This window comes from Kordia jejudonensis (assembly GCF_001005315.1).
Taxonomy (GTDB): Bacteria; Bacteroidota; Bacteroidia; order Flavobacteriales; family Flavobacteriaceae; genus Kordia; species Kordia jejudonensis.
This window is the reverse complement of sequence record NZ_LBMG01000045.1, coordinates 1-19,936: the sequence shown is the minus strand read 5'-3', so window position 1 is coordinate 19,936 and position 19,936 is coordinate 1. Positions and strand designations below refer to the sequence as shown.

At 33.3% G+C, this 19,936-nt stretch carries 16 protein-coding genes; 13 read left to right on the top strand and 3 right to left on the bottom strand.

What is annotated here, in order from left to right:
* Positions 1–72 precede the first annotated feature (72 nt).
* The 7 genes from AA089_RS18270 (at position 73) to AA089_RS18240 (ending at position 8,318) form a co-directional block, all read left to right on the top strand.
* Positions 73–1,140, top strand: coding sequence for a hypothetical protein (locus tag AA089_RS18270; RefSeq protein ID WP_046758437.1), 1,068 nt, complete (start codon positions 73–75; stop codon positions 1,138–1,140).
* A gap of 274 nt (positions 1,141–1,414) precedes the next feature.
* Positions 1,415–3,373: an AAA family ATPase gene (locus AA089_RS18265; RefSeq protein WP_046758436.1), complete on the top strand. Its 1,959-nt coding sequence runs from the start codon at positions 1,415–1,417 to the stop codon at positions 3,371–3,373.
* A 7-nt stretch (positions 3,374–3,380) separates the two neighbouring features.
* Positions 3,381–5,126, top strand: a complete 1,746-nt coding sequence (locus tag AA089_RS18260; protein ID WP_046758435.1) for an amidohydrolase family protein — start codon at positions 3,381–3,383, stop codon at positions 5,124–5,126.
* A 27-nt stretch (positions 5,127–5,153) separates the two neighbouring features.
* A complete protein-coding gene (locus AA089_RS18255) occupies positions 5,154–5,549 on the top strand; it encodes a nuclear transport factor 2 family protein (RefSeq protein ID WP_046758434.1) in 396 nt (131 codons plus the stop codon).
* Positions 5,550–5,553: 4 nt separating this feature from the next.
* Positions 5,554–6,240, top strand: coding sequence for a signal peptidase I (lepB, locus tag AA089_RS18250; protein ID WP_046758433.1), 687 nt, complete (start codon positions 5,554–5,556; stop codon positions 6,238–6,240).
* Between the two features lie 33 nt (positions 6,241–6,273).
* Complete coding sequence (locus AA089_RS18245) at positions 6,274–7,986, top strand: tetratricopeptide repeat protein (protein ID WP_082113317.1); 1,713 nt, start codon at positions 6,274–6,276, stop codon at positions 7,984–7,986.
* A 98-nt stretch (positions 7,987–8,084) separates the two neighbouring features.
* Positions 8,085–8,318, top strand: a complete 234-nt coding sequence (locus AA089_RS18240) for a hypothetical protein (RefSeq protein ID WP_046758431.1) — start codon at positions 8,085–8,087, stop codon at positions 8,316–8,318.
* A gap of 102 nt (positions 8,319–8,420) precedes the next feature.
* Here AA089_RS18240 and AA089_RS24960 read toward each other — a convergent pair whose 3' ends face one another.
* Positions 8,421–8,597 carry a hypothetical protein gene (locus tag AA089_RS24960; RefSeq protein WP_156169114.1) on the bottom strand — a complete coding sequence of 59 codons (177 nt, stop codon included), beginning with the start codon at positions 8,595–8,597 and terminating at the stop codon, positions 8,421–8,423.
* A 291-nt stretch (positions 8,598–8,888) separates the two neighbouring features.
* Between AA089_RS24960 and AA089_RS18235 the strand changes: the two genes are divergently transcribed.
* The 3 genes from AA089_RS18235 to AA089_RS18225 are packed head-to-tail and all read left to right on the top strand — an operon-like array spanning position 8,889 to position 12,322.
* Positions 8,889–10,136, top strand: a complete 1,248-nt coding sequence (locus AA089_RS18235) for a DUF6638 family protein (protein ID WP_046758430.1) — start codon at positions 8,889–8,891, stop codon at positions 10,134–10,136.
* Entirely contained in the window at positions 10,133–10,660 is a 528-nt protein-coding gene (locus AA089_RS18230; RefSeq protein WP_053002564.1) for a hypothetical protein, read from the top strand. The genes AA089_RS18235 and AA089_RS18230 overlap by 4 nt, the downstream gene beginning before the upstream one ends.
* A 6-nt stretch (positions 10,661–10,666) precedes the next feature.
* The gene (locus AA089_RS18225; protein ID WP_046758429.1) at positions 10,667–12,322 is read left to right on the top strand and encodes a hypothetical protein; all 1,656 of its coding nucleotides are present in this window, start codon (positions 10,667–10,669) and stop codon (positions 12,320–12,322) included.
* A 9-nt stretch (positions 12,323–12,331) separates the two neighbouring features.
* Here the strand turns inward: AA089_RS18225 and AA089_RS18220 are convergent, their stop codons facing one another.
* A complete protein-coding gene (locus AA089_RS18220; protein WP_046758428.1) occupies positions 12,332–14,266 on the bottom strand; it encodes a tetratricopeptide repeat-containing sensor histidine kinase in 1,935 nt (644 codons plus the stop codon).
* 14 nt (positions 14,267–14,280) lie between these two features.
* On the bottom strand, positions 14,281–15,018 hold the full coding sequence (locus AA089_RS18215; RefSeq protein WP_046758427.1) for a LytR/AlgR family response regulator transcription factor: 738 nt from the start codon (positions 15,016–15,018) through the stop codon (positions 14,281–14,283).
* Between the two features lie 315 nt (positions 15,019–15,333).
* On the opposite strand from AA089_RS18215, the gene AA089_RS18210 reads away from it, so the two are divergent.
* The 3 genes from AA089_RS18210 to AA089_RS18200 are packed head-to-tail and all read left to right on the top strand — an operon-like array spanning position 15,334 to position 19,049.
* Positions 15,334–16,800 carry an SUMF1/EgtB/PvdO family nonheme iron enzyme gene (locus AA089_RS18210; RefSeq protein ID WP_046758426.1) on the top strand — a complete coding sequence of 489 codons (1,467 nt, stop codon included), beginning with the start codon at positions 15,334–15,336 and terminating at the stop codon, positions 16,798–16,800.
* A 10-nt stretch (positions 16,801–16,810) separates the two neighbouring features.
* A complete protein-coding gene (locus AA089_RS18205; protein WP_156169112.1) occupies positions 16,811–18,220 on the top strand; it encodes a hypothetical protein in 1,410 nt (469 codons plus the stop codon).
* A 4-nt stretch (positions 18,221–18,224) separates the two neighbouring features.
* Positions 18,225–19,049 carry a T9SS type A sorting domain-containing protein gene (locus AA089_RS18200; protein WP_046758425.1) on the top strand — a complete coding sequence of 275 codons (825 nt, stop codon included), beginning with the start codon at positions 18,225–18,227 and terminating at the stop codon, positions 19,047–19,049.
* The last annotated feature ends 887 nt before the right edge of the window (positions 19,050–19,936 follow it).

The window sequence follows — 19,936 nt, the reverse complement described above, 5'->3', positions numbered from 1 at the left end:
AGCCTGACCGCCAATTTTTTCAATTGGTGGACATGCCCAAAAAATATTAACTATTAACACAACTTCGTTTTAATGTCTATAAACGATATCACAACGCCACTTGATGCCGCAATTTTAGATTCGGATGCACAATACGAGCTATATTATAAAATGGTAAAGCATGTATTGGATGAATTTGAAATTAATTTGGTGGAATGGAATCATTACCGAATTTGCACAAAAGAAGAGCTAAAATCCTTAGAAGAATATTGCAAACGATTGGCGTTTTCACTGAGAGCCATGGAATTGAAATATCGTTTTGATGAAGAACGCATGAAAATAGATTTGACCGAATCTGGATTTCCAAACTATTTAGAATTGCGCTACATTCATAACGATTTGGATTTAAAAGATGAGTTCAAAGCCAAACTTCCTGACGCAAAAGTTTATAAGGAAAAGTTTATTCATCAACTCATGGTAAGCAAACAACACGTGAGCAAACGCGATTTGTTTGAAGCTTCGTCTTCGTTGTATTACAACATGATTCAGGAAGATAAAATATTCCAAAAATTTGTTATTGGGAAGATTAAAAAAACGAAAAGTTCGTTTGCAACGTATGTGCTCGATTGGGCTTTTTATGACGTTACACTCAACAGACCTTTTGTATGTTTTATGTATTTCGACTACAAACACGATGACAAAATAGAACAGGAAATTTATAACACCATAAAAGATTGTGCCGATCGTTATCAAGATTTGAACAATATGGCCTACATGATTGATAAACGCCTGAAAAATGTACATCCACAAAAAATAAAACGTGTCGATTTGGGCATTTTGCACAGTATCTTTTCAAAAGACGATCATGATACGACGCATGCGCTGTTAAAAGCCATTGCACAAAAAGAAGTACAGATGAATTCTTATGCATTGAGCACTGCCGTAGAAACTATAAACGCTGTCAATTCATCAAAAGTGAGTAATGATTTATTATCGTTTAAAAAACAAGTCATTCAAGTTTGGAGCGATGTTGTAAAACACAATTACATCTTGGCGCCACACCGCGTAATTCAATTGTTATATGGCGCTATTCCTGATACGGTAATTCACTTGCATCATGAACCTTTTGAAGTGGAAGAACTTCCAGAAGATCGAAATTGAAGTTGAGATCGAAGTTGAAATTGAAACTGAATTCGAAAAAGAGAATAGAGAATAGAGAATAGATCGTGAAGTTGAAATTGAAGTTGAGATCGAATAGCGAATAACGATCATTATAATATGTTGCTAAGAAGAACTTTGAAAAAAGAACATAGAAGATAGATTATAGACAAGACTGTTAAGAGTTTGAAGTTGAAATTGAAGTCGAGAGCGAAAACGAATCAACGAGCAACAAACAACGAACAACAAACAACAAACAACAAAATAAAAAACATACATGGAGAAACAACCGACTTTTCCTATCAAGAAAACGGAATTACAAATATTACGCGAAGAAGCTTCTTCGTTCATCAAAGGCGTGCAATGGGAACAAGGGTATAAAGCACGTAACAGAGACGGAAATAAAGAGCAAGAAGATATTTTACTATACTTATCAAAAGCCAATGGAAATGCTGGCGCGAATACAATTTCGATCTCAAAAACGATTTTAAGTTTAAAGAAACGCTTATTGCCAGATTCTGTTGCATTACCGCTTGCGCTGAATGAAAGCTTATTCAACTTACAAGAAGCGTTGGCAATTGGTTTATGGATTAGAGATAGTTATTATGATGCTTCTGGATTGTTTATTTTACAAGAAAACAGAGCTGGATTGTCTGGAGAGCAACGCAAAGAATACGAATCAAAACAACAAACGGCAACTGCGTTTATGCTGTTTAGCGTATCCTATTATATACTGTCTAAAATGAAGGAGAAAGCTTCGGAAGACAATAAAGTAATGCAAAACAAATTTGCAGGAATTCCTGAAGTTTCCTTTTTATCTCCCATGAAAGGAATCTCATGTCAGTTGTTTTACTATGACAAATACATGAATCATCCAAACTTGATCAACTCTGAACAAGATGTGATTGATTTTACCGTGCTTTATTTTGAAGCTTATATAAATGAAATTGTACAACGTAAAGGCGCGTTAAATTATACAGAAGTAATTACGGACAGAACGTATCAATTGGAAGATTCAGAATTTTCTATTGCAGGTTGGGAAACCGCTTTTACAGGAAGTGCCACAAGTATAGAATTTAATCCAATTCGTTTTGAACAAATTGTTGGAAACAAAGATGCAAAACACTTTGCCAAACGTTTGGTTGAGCGTTTAATGAGTTATGACATTGCAACCAAACGAAATCCTTTTCAAGAATTGGGCGGATTCATGCCCGTATTTATGGGCTACGGAATTCCTGGAACTGGAAAAAGTATGTTAATTGCAGCCATTGCAACCATGTTGAAAGAACGTTGCGATCATTTAGATATTCCATTTTTATTTCACCCAATGCCAGACACCGTAGTTTCTACGTTTCAAGGTGGATCTGCTGAGAAAATGGTACAATGGATGAAACCCATGCAAGATCCTACACGCTTGATTTTTGCACCAATTGACGATGCAGAAAACAACTTACAAGAACGTACGGCACAAGGTGTTTCGGCAGGTGTAAAAGAAGTAATTGGTGTATTTTTACGCTATACGGAAGGTGCATATGCGGTAAATCATGGAAACAGTTCTATCGGATTATTTACCAACTTGCCTGAACAATTGGACAAAGCGGTAATTTCTAGAATTCAAGGACGTTTTAAAATTGACGGCGCACGTACAGAACACGATTTCTTAGATCAAGATTATATTTGGTGGTCCAAAATTGAAAAAACCTTGCCAGGATTTGTTTCTATGAAAAATCATCCTGAATACAAATACTTGAGCGATCAAGGTTTGGCGGCAAATGCTGGAGAAATTTTAGGACAAATTGAAAAACCTTCTGAGGAAAAAATTGCTATTATTTATGATAAAGTGTTGGCACAAGATTCGTTAGATTCACACACTTTTTATTCCAACTTATACGGAGCCGTTCAGAAAGAATTTCCATTTTTCTCTTCAAGAGATATCCGAAACATTCAAAGTGCGATTTCGTTACGTTTAACGGATTTTAACTTGGAAGAAGATTGGTTTGAAAATCCAGAATTGTATTTCTTAAAAGATTACGATACCAAGTTGGCAATGTTAAAAGAATTGATGACATCGAACATGAAAGGACTCGATTTTGCCGAAATTCGTAAGCAAGAAGTCATTCGTTACTTAGACAACGTAGCTACTATTGCAGACACTGATTTCTCACGTAAAGTAGAAAATCAAATTATGCAACTAAAAATTGGAACGGAAGCACGCAATCGTTTTGAAAAAGAATAGTAAAGGTATGAAAAAGCTTATTTTTTTAATCCTGTTTAGTGTTTCAATTGGTTATGCACAAGAAGAAGTTGTAAAAGTGAAAAGCATCAAAATGAATCCGAAAGGAGAATCGATTTTGATAGAAAACATTACAGTTATTGATGTGACAACAGGGAAAGAAAAAGTTCGAAGTGTTTTAATTAAAGATAAAAAAATTGAAACCATTCAAAAGAAAATTTCTGTCACTGATACAACTGTTATCAAAATTGATGGAACTGGAAAATGGTTGTTACCTGGCTTAATTGACAGTCATATACATCTGTTTCAATCGGGAAGTTTGTATACACGTCCTGATGCAATCGATTTAACCAAATTTAGACCGTATGAAGACGAACGCAAATGGCTTCGACAAAACGCTCCTGATGCATTAAAACGCTACTTACAATCAGGAATTACCACGATTATCGACGTTGGCGGACCTTTATACAATTATAAAGTTCGAGATTTGTATAGTGACAATACTTCCTATCCAAATATTTACCTTACAGGACCTTTAATTTCAACCTATCAGCCAAAAGCGTTCGACATTGAAGATAGTCCGATTATGAAAGTAAATACGCCAAAAGAAGCTATTGATTTGGTGAAAAAGCAAGTGCCTTTTAAACCCGATTTTATCAAAATTTGGTATATCAATAGAGGCGACGCAGATGCAAATTATGAAATTGTAAAAGCTACTATTGAAGAAAGTCACAAACACAATCTAAAAGTAGCCGTGCATGCTACACAATTGGAAACTGCAAAACGCGCCATCAAAGCCAAAGCCGATATTTTGGTGCATAGTGTTAGAGAACCGATTGATGAAGAATTTATAAAAATGATTGCTTCAAACAATGTGAGTTACATTCCAACATTAATGGTGAGTGATAAATACACGGAAGCATTTACACAAGAAATTACATTTTCAAATACGGAACTTCGACTTGCAAATCCATTCCCTATCAAAAGTTTTTCAGATCATAAACAGTTGAACAATGACAAACAGTTTGAGCTGTACAAAAGAAACAATATCGCTTATAAAAAACGGCAAATTGAAGAAAATAGAATTGAATCAGAAAACCTAAAAGCATTACAAAAAAAAAACATCAATATTGCTACAGGAACAGACGCTGGAAATATTGGAACATTGCATGCAACTTCCTATCAAGAAGAAATAGAATTGATGCAAAAAGCTGGATTGTCGAACTTAGAAATTATTCAAGCTTCCACCATTAATGCTGCAAAAGTATTAGACAAAGACAACGAAATTGGAAGTATCGAAGTTGCAAAACTTGCAGATCTCATCATTTTAGAAAATAATCCTTTGGAAAACTTAAAAGCATTACAACAAATTAGTCATGTCGTAAAAGCTGGAAGTATTTTTAAGGCTGAAGATGTGTTGGTGGAATCTCCCGAAAATATTGTGCAAAGACAAGTAAATGCCTACAATTTAGGAAACGTAGCGGCTTTCTTAGAAACCTACAGTGATGCTATTGAAATTTATACATTTCCAGATATTTTAAAGGAAAAAGGGAAAGAAAATTTCAAAATAGGATGGGAAAAACTATTTGAATACTATCCTGATTTACATTGTAAAGTCGTAAAAAGAACGGTTATTGGAAACACTGTCATTGATGAAGAACAAGTTAAATATTCAGATGAAAACTACTCAAAAGTCGTTGTCATTTATAAAATTGTAGATGAAAAAATAGCAAAAGTTTACTATGTAAGAGATTAAATTATATATTCCATAAAATACTTCGTCATGAAAAAACTACTCCTTATTGTAATGCTATGTGTTTCGTTTGCAAACGCACAAGAATCTAACGAAATCAATATTATAGCCCAAAAACAAATGGAAACTTACAATGATCGCGACATCAAAGCGTATGCTTCCTTGTTTAGTGATGATATTAAGGTATATGATTTTCCAAAAAAATTACGATACGAAGGAAAATCCAAACTCATTGAATATTATGGGGAATTTTTCAAAAAAACACCTGAATTATTCAGTTTTATCGAAAAGCGAATTGTTACCGATAACAAAATCATCGATCAAGAAAAAGTAATATACGAAAAAGGCGGAACTGCCAAGGAATATGTAGTCATGTATGTAGTTGAAAACAAAAAAATCACGGAAGTGTATTATATAAAACGCTAAAAGTTTGAAGAAGAAATCAAATAAAATATTTGCAATACTTATTGGTATTGCTGTTGCTTATTATGTGTTGAGAGTTTCAGGAATCCTTGTATTATATGCAATTCCATCTTCTGGTAGTGAGCCAACAATTAAATCAGGAAGTTTTATTTTAGCGACTAATTTAAAAACACCCAAACGCGGTGATGTAATTACATTTATTTTTAAAGATCGGTTGCATCCAGACGCTCCAATTCAAGAATTAAGTTACATATTTCGTTTAACGGCTATTGCAAATGATACCCTTGAAATTAAAAAAGGCATTGTATATGTAAATGGTAAAAACGTGGATGCGCAACTTGAATTGAAACATTCGTATCTTTTGAGTCAAGCTCAATTTGACAAGCTAGAAAATCCTCCTTTAGACGCTTTCAATATAAATGAAGATACGAAAATGGTATTTTTAGAAGATGCTATTGCAAAAAAATATGCACTAGAGAATAAGCAATTTATTGAAGATAAAGGTATCGAAAATGATTTCATCAAAGAAAAGTATCAACAAAACTGGAACAAAGATCATTTTGGTCCATTAGTTATTCCAGAAGGAAAAATATTTGTACTTGGCGACAATAGAGATGATGCTAGAGACAGTCGTACTATTGGCTTAATCAATGCTTCTGCAATTACAGGTGTGCATTGGGTAACATTGTTTTGACACTTCAACTAATGCGTACAATACTGAGAAATTATGAATAAGCTATGCGTGACACTTCTATGTATTATTTTCTTCAACTTTACTGATGCGCAAACTACAAAAATCATTCAAAACGATTTAAAGAAAGTAACGGTTGATAGCTTATTAAGTGGATTTTCAACATATCAAAAAACACATCCTGAAACTGCCAAAAAGTATCTACTCGCACTTTTGGAAACAACTTCAAGTAGTGCAAATAAAGTTCCTGCACACAAAATTCACTTTGAATTGGCAAAAATACACAGTGCATTGCGTAAAAAAGATAGCGCTTTGTATCATATCGATATTGCCATTAAAGAAACCGAAAATGACGTAAATGCGCTTTCCAATAATCTGTATCTCAAAGGAAGTATTTATTACGCGTTTGGCAATTATACTAAAACTATTGAATATTACACCCAAGTCTATGAAATTGCAAAACAAAAAAATGATCGTTTCATGCAGGCGAATCTTGATCACGATTTTGCATTGATTAAAACTCAAATTGGTCAACATACAGATGCGCTTCAACTTGTTAAAAAGAGCATTGCTTTTTATGAAAATTTAGCGCAAAATACTTCTGAAAATCAACATGCGACCGCGTATCTTAATTCACTGATGACCATTAGTGACATTTACACAAATGTACATATAGATACACAGGAAAACACCAAAAACTATTTAGATTCTGCACAGTATTACAATAACATTGCCATTGATAAAAGTCTGCAATATCAAGACGATGAAGGCTTTGCGATTTCGTTACGACTCAAAGGTGTTATTCATCATGAAGAAGGCAATTTTGAGCAATCGACAACAGATTTAATCAAAGCAGAAGAAGTGATTCAAAACTTAAATCTTCAAGGGCATTTGGTAATTTTATATCTATATCGTGGAAAAAATTACTTTGTAACTGGCAATTACGAAAAAGCACTCTCGTATTTTCAAAAAACCGAAACACTCATTCATAAAACGGAAACTGATTTTCCATTTTTACAAGAATTGTACATTTTGATGGCAAAGTCGTACGAGCAAAAAAATGATTCCAACAACACCATAAAATATTTCAATTTATTTCATCAAAAAGATACCCAAAATGACAATTTGAAACAGCAAAATCTGGAAAAACTGTATAAAAAATATGATATTATTGCTTTTAAAGATAAAATCAATGCGTTGGAAAACGATTTAAAAGAACATACATATACGTACAATATTATATTGGGTTGTATGCTCTTTTTAGTGATTGGTGTTATTGTGTATTACAAACGAAAACAACTTCAAAATAAAAGAAATTTTCAAAAAATTGTGACCGAATTGGAGTTGAAAAAAGAAAAAAAAGCCGCTTCGAAAGAAATCAACATTAGTGAAGAAAATGTTTCAAAAATTTTACAAGGATTGCATGATTTTGAAAAGAACGAACTATATCTCAAAAAGAATTGCTCATTGAGCTTTGTGGCTAACAAAACGAACACGAATAGTACATATTTATCAAAAGTGATTCAAGTTCACAAACAAAAAAAGTTTATTCAATACATTACGGATCTTCGTATTGATTACGCATTGGAAAAACTGCAAACGGATACAAAATTTAGAGCGTATAACATTAAATCGATCGCTTCTGAACTAGGTTACAATTCTGCGGAATCATTCTCTAAAGATTTTAAAAGACGTACCAAATTATATCCTTCATATTACATCCAAAAGCTAAACAAGACAAAATCATAATACTTCAAAATAGTACTCGAAATCTAATAATTTCGAGTATAAAACTTTGAATTCAAAAAAGTGGACTTCTATATTAGCAAAAATTAATAATTACATATATGAAAAAATTAATCTTAAAAAAGATCCGAATTGCTGCTATTGGAAACGCAAATTCAATAAAAGGCGGATCGGATAACTCTAATGCAGATACCATGTGCAATCCCACAGGTGACGACTCAGTCACAAGTTGTGAAAATTGTGAAGATAATACAACCACAAGTACAAATGCAACCACCACAAGAGCTAACGGAAGTGGAGAAACCGCAGGATTAAATTGTCTAAATCAGCGATAATTACTGTTAATATATCAAAAGAGGCTCTCTAAAAAACTAAGTTTTCAGAAAGTCTCTTTTCATTTAATTTCATGTTGCCTTTCGTGTGGCAAAATTGATAATTTACACTGTTGGACAATTTCTGTCTAGCGTATCTTCACGAGGTCCTAAATGACAATGTCTAACACCAGGTACAGATCCAAATGTACATGTTACTGTAAATTCTTCTCCTCCAAAAACAGTAAACATATTGACGGTTGATTTGTTTAATGTAAGCGACTTAAAATTCTTTTTTTTCATTTTTAAATATTTTAGTAATTAATTTGATTCAAAGATATACTGCGCTACTTTCAGAAAAAACAACCCCTACACTCCATTCCATAATTTCGACTCTTAATTATTGAATTTCAGACTATAAAACAACGCTGAACTTTCCGTAAAACACGCTTGTTTTCTTTACGAATTCAGATTTAAATGAATTTTTACGGTATCACGATTTTCTTTCGTTGTAACAAGATGGAAAAATTAGCTACTTATAAAGTATATTATCTTTGAATAGCTTATTTTTAGACTAAATTTCTAAGTTCACAAATGGAAAAATTAAAACGATCTGAATTATTTGGCGCTGCCTTAGTTCCTGTCACAGGAGCTTTGGTAGAACGTTACAATAAATGTCTTTCTTTCATAGGAACTGCGCCAACAAAACTGCGCAGCTTTCATATTGATGCTTTAGGATGGAGTCCAGAAATTGCCGACGAAAAAGATGATTTTTTGTATCTAAATTCTGGAGAAGCCAATCCGAATGCCATTATTCTTTCGCCAAAACAAAACGAAAAACCAGCATACACGCCTTTTCATAGTTTTGACAGAGGAATTATGGATTTAGTGTTTAAAGAACAAAAAGATGCCATCAAAGATATTACGCGCGATGCCGCAATTTGTGTAGATTTAGACCAATATATTGATGCGTTTTACGAACCTGAAGATTTATTAAAATACAGTGAAATATCGATCGATTTTAGCATTGTAGACGATTTATATAGCATTCAACAAAAACAATTAAAGCTTGTTGAAGAATTTAAAGAAGATCATAACTTTTTAAACGAAAGTTTGCATCTAAAGATTTTAGCTTCTGCTAGAAAACACGGCGATTTGCGCACACGAACATTGGAAATGAAAAGCATGTCGTTTACCACAAATTCGTTTTACACAAAAGCATTTGGTGGCGTATTTGTATTTAGACGAAACGGCATTGGAAAAAATATCTTGATTTTTGAATCAAAAGAAATGGCTGATAAAGTAGAAAAAACATTAAAAACTGAAGCTTTTCACATTGAAGACGGACGTTTTTACAGTGCTTTAGCAGTAGAAAAAATGATTGTGCTCGATCCTGAACACAGTGTATTATCAGGCTATTATGAACGTGTGCAGAAAATAATTTTTGCAAAACAAATTAAAGATGCGACACATTCACTACATGAAATTTTAGAAAATAATAATGTATACAAACGCTACTTGAATCGTCTTTCTGCTGATACTCGAAAACAATTGATGGTTTTAGAACGATTGAAAACAAATGCTAAAAAAGTAAATGCATTAGATATTGAAGGTGGCTTAACGCCAGAAGTGTTGGCTTGTATTCAAATTCCAGCACCAGAACTATCAATGGAAGCACAAGAACTTGTGTGGAAATTAATTGTAAAAACAGCACCGTACAAAGATCCATTATTTTTGTATTGGTATGACAAGGAAACATTCTATTCAGAATATACAAATTGGGACGAATCGTATCAGGATTGGGTCATCAAACTAATCAAACAAAATACTTGGAACACATGATTACATTCGAAATTATCATCTTAATATCAAGTCTTGTTTTTGGAATTTCTATCTATTGGTTAGAATCAAAAAGCAATGGTTTGTACAAAACAATTAACAAAATCACACATTCTGAAGAGTTACAGATGAAAGATACGAGTCGAAAAGGTTTTTTCGTAGAACAATCGCTAATTCCGCGGCTAATTTACGTCAATATCATTTTCATCGTAGTGTGTTTATTTATTGTCTTTTTGTTTCCTGTGTTCATTCCAACTGTTCCGTATTATGTAACAGCCTTAATTGGAACGATGTTAGGAATTTACATTGCGAGTTTTATCATCAATATAAAAGATACTTCGGAAGAAATTATTGATAAAGTTGTTGATAGTGGAAAAGAACTATTTGACGATTTAAAAACAAAAGGACAAGAAGCTGCCGAGAGTTTTTCATTGGATAAAGAAGAAGAAATAGAAACTTCAAACGAACCTGAAACGCCAAAGAAAAGCGGTAGAGATCGACTAAAAGATAAAGGATATTTAAAATAGAAAGTTATGCTAAAAAGATATTGGAAACGCGGTACGAAACAGAAAACCATCCTCATAATTATAGGATTGATCATTTTTTCTGCGCTTTTTATTTTAAGAGATGATTACCAACCTTTTTTACTTTTCATCAGAAAGTATTTCTTTATACTATTACTTTTTGTTGGAATTTTATATGTTGGAATTCGATCGTTTCGAAAAGCTGCAAACGTCTTAAAAAAAGTGTTTAAAGGAATTTTAACTCTAGCATCAATTGCGTTGATTTATGTATTGTTATGGAATGTTGGCATGTATGATTATATGCAAACTTACAATGTATTTAATGACATGAATTTGCAAGAAATATCAGAATTGCCATTGACGCAAAACGAACGTATTCAGCCGTATAACAACATTAAAACAATGGCGTACGAATCTATTTCGGAAACGCAAGAAGTGTCGGCTCCACAATTGGTGCGTGTTGATGATAGAAATCAGTGGACAATGGCCGTACAGCCGTCACAAGAATATTTTGTACAACGTACGAGCGATAATATTGAAGAGTTATTTTCAGTTTCAAGTACCTCGCCTTCTCCTCGATTTTCTAACGAGAATAGAATTCAGGCAACGTTTGCCATTGGCGAATCGTTAGCTTTTAGTAGAAATACATACAATGCCGTTGTGCAACGTTTTAATCCTTGGCAATTGTTCAATTACGAACCACATGAAGCATATTATATGAAAAATGACGTTGGAAATTGGGTTCAGGTGGTAAGTTTAATAAAATGGAAAGGTTTCTTTTTTCCATATCCAACATTTGGAGGTGTGATGGTTTTAGAAACAGGCGAACACAATTTTAACGACTATTTAGAACGTTTGCTTATTGGAAAAGGAACTTTTATCGCTGCAGATGATGTTCAAAATTATCCATACTTAATGCGTCAGAATACTTTATCTGAAAAAGTATCTCGTTTGCAAGCAAAATCAATGATGTTTTTAGGTGGTTTTACAGATCCATTGCCATGGAATAAGAAAACTGCTGTGAAAATTCCAGACTTGATAGAAGATCAAAATCAGCAACCTTTTGTAACCGATTTTAAATTTAATGGTGTTGTAAATAATGCTTACGACGGTTTGTATCACTGGTTTGGATTGGAACCGATTGGCGATCAGCGAACAAGTTTATCAATTAGCGTTTTTATTCCCGCAGACGGAACTGAAAAAGTATATTATTACAATCATTCTAAGAAAAAAGAAGGATTTGCAGGAGTTTCGGCAATGCCAGCCAAAGTGATGGAATCTAAAAAATCATACGATTGGACGGTAAATAAGCCTGTAGAATTTAGACCATTTATACGTGACTTAGCTGGAAAAAGACGTTTATTTATGTTGTCAACCATTGCTGCAAAACGTGAAAACAGTGATCAGTTTGATGGTGGATCGACTCCAGATTTAGCGTTGGTTGATGTTTCGTATAAAGATGTTGTTTGGATTGATGCAAAACATCCATCACAATGGAATACACAAATTTTAGAACAACTTGGAGAAACGTGGCAAGCTTCTGAAAACTTATCAGAAAGTGACTTGTATCCAAATAGAAAACGTGTTGAAGAAACGGTAAAAGATACCTTAGCAGTTCAGAAAGATTCTGTTACGCCAACTTCAACATGGACAATTAGTCAATAACATAAAAACTTATCGAAGTGGAATGCGAAGTACAACTTCTGTTCCACTTGGTTTTTCGTTTTCATCTTTTAAATCGACAAAATAGAAAGAGAACTTGTTTTTAAAGTCTTTTACAAAATTTGCCAGTCTATTTTTTGTCAATGCAATTCCAATAGATTTTCGCTTTACAATTTTGTCATTTGCAATTTTTTGTGCTGCGTCTCTACCAATTCCATTATCTTCTATCGAAATTGTTATGAAGTCTTTTTCAGCACTTGCAACCGAAAGTTTAATGTTTTTTTGTCCTTTTTTAGACGATAATCCGTGCCATAATGCATTTTCTAAAAATGGTTGCAACACTAACGAAGGTATTTTTATTTGATCGAGATCGATGTTATCATCTACCATAATATCAAAGTTGATTTCGTTAGAGAAACGAATATTTTCAATACTCATGTACAAATCCATCGTTTCGAGTTCGTCACCTAACGGCACAACTTTTACACGTGATGCATCTAATATTTTACGAATTAGCTTTGCAAATTTATTCAGGTAATGTACTGCATTTTTTTGCTCGTTAGCAATGATGTATTGTTTGATAGAATTTAGAGAATTGAACACAAAGTGCGGATTCATTTGGCTTCGAAGCATATCTTGCTCTAGGGTAAGAATCTTTTTTTCATTATTCAACAAACGTTGTCTGTAGAGAATGTAAATCATAATTGCCAAAAAAGCCAATACAATACTACTTGTAATCCAAATACTTTTATTTCGTCGCAGCGTAAGTTTTACATTTTCATTTTCTTTTTCAAGGCTTTCAATTTGCAGATTGTATTTGTCTTTATCATACTTTACAATCATGTCATTTACATACTTGAAGTTTTTTTCGTTGGTAATTTCCGTATTTAGCTCATACGATTGTTTTTGATACGCTAATGCCTTTTTATATTGTTTTTTGTTCTCTGCGATTCTTGATAAGTATTCATAGGATTCAGCGATGGCACTTTTTAGATTGTATTCCTTCGAAATTTCCAAACCTTCATTTAGATATTTTTCGGCAAGGTTATAATTTTTCAATTCTAAATATGCCCAACCCAAATTGACATATAAGCCCGAAAGATGAAACTTATCTCGTAATCCTTTTGCACTTTGTAAGGTTGCAGAAATGATATCAATAGCTTCTTTGTAGCGTTTTTGTTTTATGTACACGCGTCCAATAGTATTGTTGCAAATTACACGTCCTAATTCGGAGTCAATTTCGTCATTATAACGTAGTGATTCTAGGTAATCTATTAGCGCGCCTTTCAAATCGCCTGTGGCTTCTTTGGCATATCCGATATTGTGATAATTGATGGCCAAGCCAAGTTTGTTTCCAACACTTTCTTCAATTTTCATTGACTTTTTGAAGCGTTCTACGGCTAAATCATACTGTTCTAATACTAAGTAAATATTTCCCATACTATTCAAGGAAACGGCTATACTCTTTTTTACAGATTCAGTACGTTCGTCTATAGTTTCTGCCAAAGCCAAGGCTTCTTGATGATAATCTAAAGCGGTTCGGATATCATCTGTACGTCTAAAAACCACACCTAACATGTTCAATGCTTTTACTTGCAATTCTTTGTCGTTGACTTGTTTGGCTTTCAGCAATGCTCTATTATGATATTCAAGCGATGCATCGTATTGAGAAGTATTTCTACAGTAAATTCCAATAGCATTTAGCACATAGCTTTCCCCGTATTGATAATCATTTTCTTTAAATAGTTTTGCTAAATATTGAAGTTGTAGTGAGTCTTTTTTATACTTTTTAAGTTGTTCATCAATTGTAAAATATGTTGTAGGTTTAGCTTCCAAAAGTGCATTCGCTTCTTTCACAAAAGTACTATCGGTAGATTGTGAGAAGCTTACAGTAGCTAATAAAAAGGCAAGAATGCACAGCGCAGCATTCTTAGGTAAATTGCACATACACTTTAATTTTCTTATAATTTTTCTAAAAAAGCGGCTTTTCGTTGTCTAGAAATAGGGATTTTATGATTGGAAACTAAAATTACATATCCATCAGATTTTATAAACTCTTTAATCTTATCTAAGTTGACAATATATGAGTTATGAATTCTGAAAAAACGCTCATCTGGTAGCATGGCGTTTACTTCTTTTAATTTCTTTGTGAGTACTATTTTTTTTGAATTTGTTAAATACAACGTGCTATAATTTCCATCAGATTCGGCAAACAGCAAATCGTCCAAATCGAGAAATATTAATTTTCCGTCTGTATTTATGGTTATTCTTTTTTTGTTGAATCTACTATTATAATCTGAAAGAATACGTTCAAATTTTTCTGTAGAAACATCATTTCTAGAGATGTATTTTTTAATTTTAGTTATGGCAACTTTTAGGTCGTCCATATCAATAGGTTTCAACAAATAGTCGATGGCTTCTTCTTTCAAAGCTTTCATAGCATATTCGTTGTAAGCTGTAGTAATTACAACTGCAAAATCTTTAGACTTCAATCTATTTAAAAACTGAAAACCATCCATTGTTGGCATTTCAATATCGAGAAAAATACAATCAAGACTTGCTTTTTCTATATATACTAATGCTTCTTCTGGATCCGTAAACTTTTCAAGTATTTCGATCTCTTCACTGAAGTTTTCAAGTTCCCAAGCGAGACTCTCCAAAGCTTTCGGTTCGTCGTCTATTAAAATTGCTCTTAACATAAGATTTTTGGCTTTTATACTCTAAAGGTACATCTTTCGAGTTAATTTATGATATACATAGTGTCATTGGTTCAAAAATATGTATGTGCGGTTTACTTTTATAAATAGTTAACATACAAGGGGATTTTCCCCCTTTTACACCAAAAACAATCTATACAACATTTGATTCCATTTATACAAAAACTGTACATGCGAACTTGTTCATAAGGTATATTTGGAACGCTAATAAGCATATACCCCAAATTTTGATCGCTTATAGTCAATATAATTTATAATACAATTTATCTAATAACTAAAACAATCAAAATCAAAGTAATGAAAAAAATTACACTATTCTTAACGCTAGTTTGTTTTGCTTTTTCTACAAAGGCAAACAACATCCAAGTGAACAATATTTCACTTGAAAACTTAAACGAAGTATCAAATTGGGTACACGTAGAGTTCGATCTATTTTGGGAAAATTCATGGAGAATCAGTTCAGGGCCATCGAACTGGGATGCAGCATGGGTTTTTATCAAATACAGAGTAAACAATGGAACATGGACACATGGTATTGTGAGTCAGGCAAATTCTGTAGCAGCTTCAGGATCTACATTAGATGTGACTTCTGATGGTATGGGCGCTTTTATCTATAGAGCTTCTGATGGAAGCGGAAACGTAAATTTCCAAAACACACAATTGCGATGGAATTTTGGTTCAACAGACACCAATGATATTATCGACATTCAAGTATTTGCTATTGAAATGGTATACGTACCAGAAGATGCTTTTTATGTTGGTGGAACTACAGGTAATGAAGCAAATAAATTTCATTCAGGTGGTTTTTCAACAAGTTCTTCATATCGTATTACTTCTGAAAATGCGTTGACAATTGCCAACACATCAGGGAATTTATACTACACTGCTACTAATTCAAGTGGTGGAGATCAAACAGGAGTTCTACAAGCTACTTATCCAAAAGGTTTTGGCGCTTTTTACAGCATGAAATATGAAGTAACAGAATCACAATGGCTAGGTTTCTTTAACAGTTTAACAGAAACACAGAAAACGAGTAGAGATGTTACCGACGCTAATCATAAAAACAGTGATGCAGTGATTAGTAGAAATACGATTTCATGGACAGGAGGTACTGCAAGTGCTACAACTTCAGCACCTGACAGAGCATGTAGCTATTTAAGCCCTGGAGATATGAATGCATATATGGATTGGACAGGAACGCGTCCTATGACTGAGTTAGAATATGAAAAAGCATGTAGAGGACCAATATTACCAAAACCAGGTGAATTTGCTTGGGGAAGTGCTAACATTGCCTCTAATGATTACACTTTAGTAAATTCAGGGTTCTCAAGTGAGCGAATCACAAATCCTGAAATCAATACAGGAAATGCAATCTATTCTGATACAAATGGAACAATTGGTGGACCATTACGTAATGGAATCTTTGCGGCTAGTGCTGTAAATAACAATAGAGAAGAAACTGGTGGAAGCTACTATGGTATCATGGAACTTTCAGGAAATTTATATGAGCGATGTGTAACTGTAGGAACTGTACAAGGAAGAAACTTTACAGGTGTTCATGGAAATGGAATCATCAGTTCTACAGGAAATGGTACAGCTATTAACTGGCCAAATAATACGACAGGTGATGGATATAGCTTCCGTGGAGGAAGTTGGTTAAATGGATCAGACTTCATTAGAGTTTCAGATAGATTTGATGGAGCTTCCATAATTGCTAGTGGAAATAACCGTTTAGGATTTAGAGTTGCCAGAACTGCACCATAAGATGAAAGAGATGAAAAAAAGAATTCTTTTCTTATTGTCTATTTCTCTCCTCTATAGTGTGCAAGTTACTGCTCAATTTGAAGGAAGTAATGGTGATGGATTCGATGTAGAATCTCGATCATCCATAACCCTTACAAATCTTTCTCTTGAAGTATTGTATGACGGTAGTAATGGTGATGGCTTTTCAAACAGAACGCTAGAATCTACTACATTAGAAAACATTTCGCTAACTGTCTTATATGAAGGTAGTAATGGTGATGGATTTGATGTTACTGGTCTCAACGCAACTACACTTAATAATACACAGCTAACTGTACTATACGAAGGAAGTAATGGTGATGGATTTTCAAATAGAACGCTAGAAGCAACTACGTTAGAAAACATTTCACTAACTGTCTTATATGAAGGTAGTAATGGTGATGGATTTGCAAACAGAACGCTAGAATCTACTACATTAGAAAACATTTCGCTAACTGTCTTATATGAAGGTAGTAATGGTGATGGATTTGCAAACAGAACGCTAGAATCTACTACATTAGAAAACATTTCACTAACTGTCTTGTATGAAGGTAGCAATGGTGATGGATTTGCTGTACGACAAGAAAATGTTTTCCTAGATCCGAATCAAATTGTTGATTTAAGAATTAGAGCTCTCGTATTTCTGCAAGGACCTAGGTTAAATGCAGTAGATGATGGCTTAATGAATGATGATCTACGTGCTGCGACTATGATACCTAAACAAAGTCCATATGACCCAAGTACAAATATTGTGAATTCTGATGTTTTTAATAATGGAGGAATTTCTGGTAGTGGTACAAGTCAAAACAACATCGTTGATTGGGTATGGATAGAAATAAGAAGTGGTTCAGACGACACACTGGTTGTCGATGGAACTTCTGCTTTAGTTCAACGTGACGGAAGTGTTGTTGGCTTAGATGGAACTTCAGATGTAATCTTACGAGGATTAGTTGGTGAGTACTATATAGCTATTAAGCATAGAAACCATTTAAGTGCTATGGCTGCAAACAAAATCCCTTTATCTGTAACAGCTACTATTGTAGACTTTACAAATAGTTCAACGGGAATGTTTGGAACTAATGCACAAGTACAATTAGCAAATGGAGACATGGCTTTATGGGCTGGAAATGTAAATGGTGATACTGCGGTACAATATTCAGGAACAACACCTGATGCGCCAAGTATACTATCAGAAGTATTAAATGATCCAGGAAACTTTTTAAATTTCCCAACATTTGTAGTAAATGGATATAATGTAAACGATGTTAATTTGGATGGAAATACACAGTATACAGGAACAACTCCTGACACTCCATTCTTATTACAAAACGTACTAGCGCATCCAGGAAATTTCCTAAACTTTAGTACATATCAAATACAAGAACAATTACCAGAAAATTAAACTTATGAAAAAAACAATAAACATACTTATAGTTAGCATCATCTGCCTCTTAGCCAATCAGCTAAGAGCGCAAGATGGCTACACATATACGCTAATGCACAATGGTGGCTATAGCTTTACTATACAAGCTGTGCCAAATGCAAGCGCTAATAACTTTGCTACCTCAGTACAGAGTTATGGATTTACTATTATAGTTCCTGATGGTGTAACTATTGATACTGGATCTGCTACTTCATTGGGAAGTGCTGCAAGTGCTACCTTCTTTGATGGAAATAATGTCGCACAACCAACTATTGATGGATATTTAGTAACAGAAACATTAGGAAGTCCTGCAACATTAGCAGCTCCTTCGGCAGCAACAAATTCTAACATGTATACTTTTACCGTAAATGGAAGTCCGACTTCGGGAAACATCTATATTTTAGAAAATAATTCTGCATTAGCAAATACCGTAACGCCTTTAAAATCATTTATGCAAGCTGATATGATTGACAATGGAATGGCAGAATTTACAAATGTGGTAGATCCTAATGCCGCTGCGGTAACTGCTCCATCAACATTCAACCTTGCTACTTTATCTGTAGAAGAAGAAAATGAACTGCTTGGCGTATCATTATATCCAAATCCTTCAAATGGTATTGTGAACATTCAACTTCCAGCTGGTCTTGAAGATCTAAAAATTGAAATGTTTGACAATGCTGGAAAGCAAATCAACATGGAGTTATCTTCAGAAAATACTATTGATGTAAGCAACATTGCGTCAGGTTTATATTTAGTTTCTATCATTTCAAACGATATAAAAACTACTAAAAAGCTTATTGTAGAGTAATAAGCTTCTATTTTTTGTTTCACAAAACCTCTTGAATAAATAATTCAAGAGGTTTTATATTTTTCAGGAATTTACTCATTGAATATATGAATAGCTGTAAAGTCAAGCATCATATAATTATATATAAAAGGATAATTTTGTTTATAAAGCCTTAGTGTAAGATTTAAAGACTTATACATCAAAAGAGAACTAATTTAATTAGATAGAAAACCTTTAGATGATTTATTGTAGATCTATTTCAATATTTTACATCCTGATAAATTAAAAAATTCTCGCTTTAAACAATCCCATTTCACGACTCTAAAATAAGTTTCTGACATAAGAATAATAGACTTAAAAAGATAGACTCTCGGTAAAATATTCGTTCTATAAAAACACACAAGCATTCTATCCATAGATTAGGGTATTTTACTAAATATGCCATTTGTCTGCATGAAATCTCGAAACTCACTAAACTATCATCAGATAAAGATTTAAACCATTCTGTTTAGTAATTAAAAGGTATTTAACCTAAGTTCGACGTAAAAATTTAGTTCGACACTTTTCTTTTCCGCAGTATAGCAGAGATTTTCCGTTAAAAATTTTTGAAGCCTTGGAAATCGAAGATTCATGAACTCCTTGATTTAAAATAAAAGATAGTGAACTAAAAGTTCCCTTTCTTTTGTTTACGCCTGTGCTAAACTTGATTCTGTATTCTTTGGGAAAGCAAAGAAATCAAAGATTCACGAATTCCTATTTAAGAACATAAAGTCATGTGAGCTTAAATGAAAATAAAACACTGAAAATATTGTGTTTAGTAGAGAATTTTAAAACTTAATTATAAATATGAATTGAATTACCTACATCGAACTGACGTTATTTAATTTAGTTCATTATTTGGATTTTGG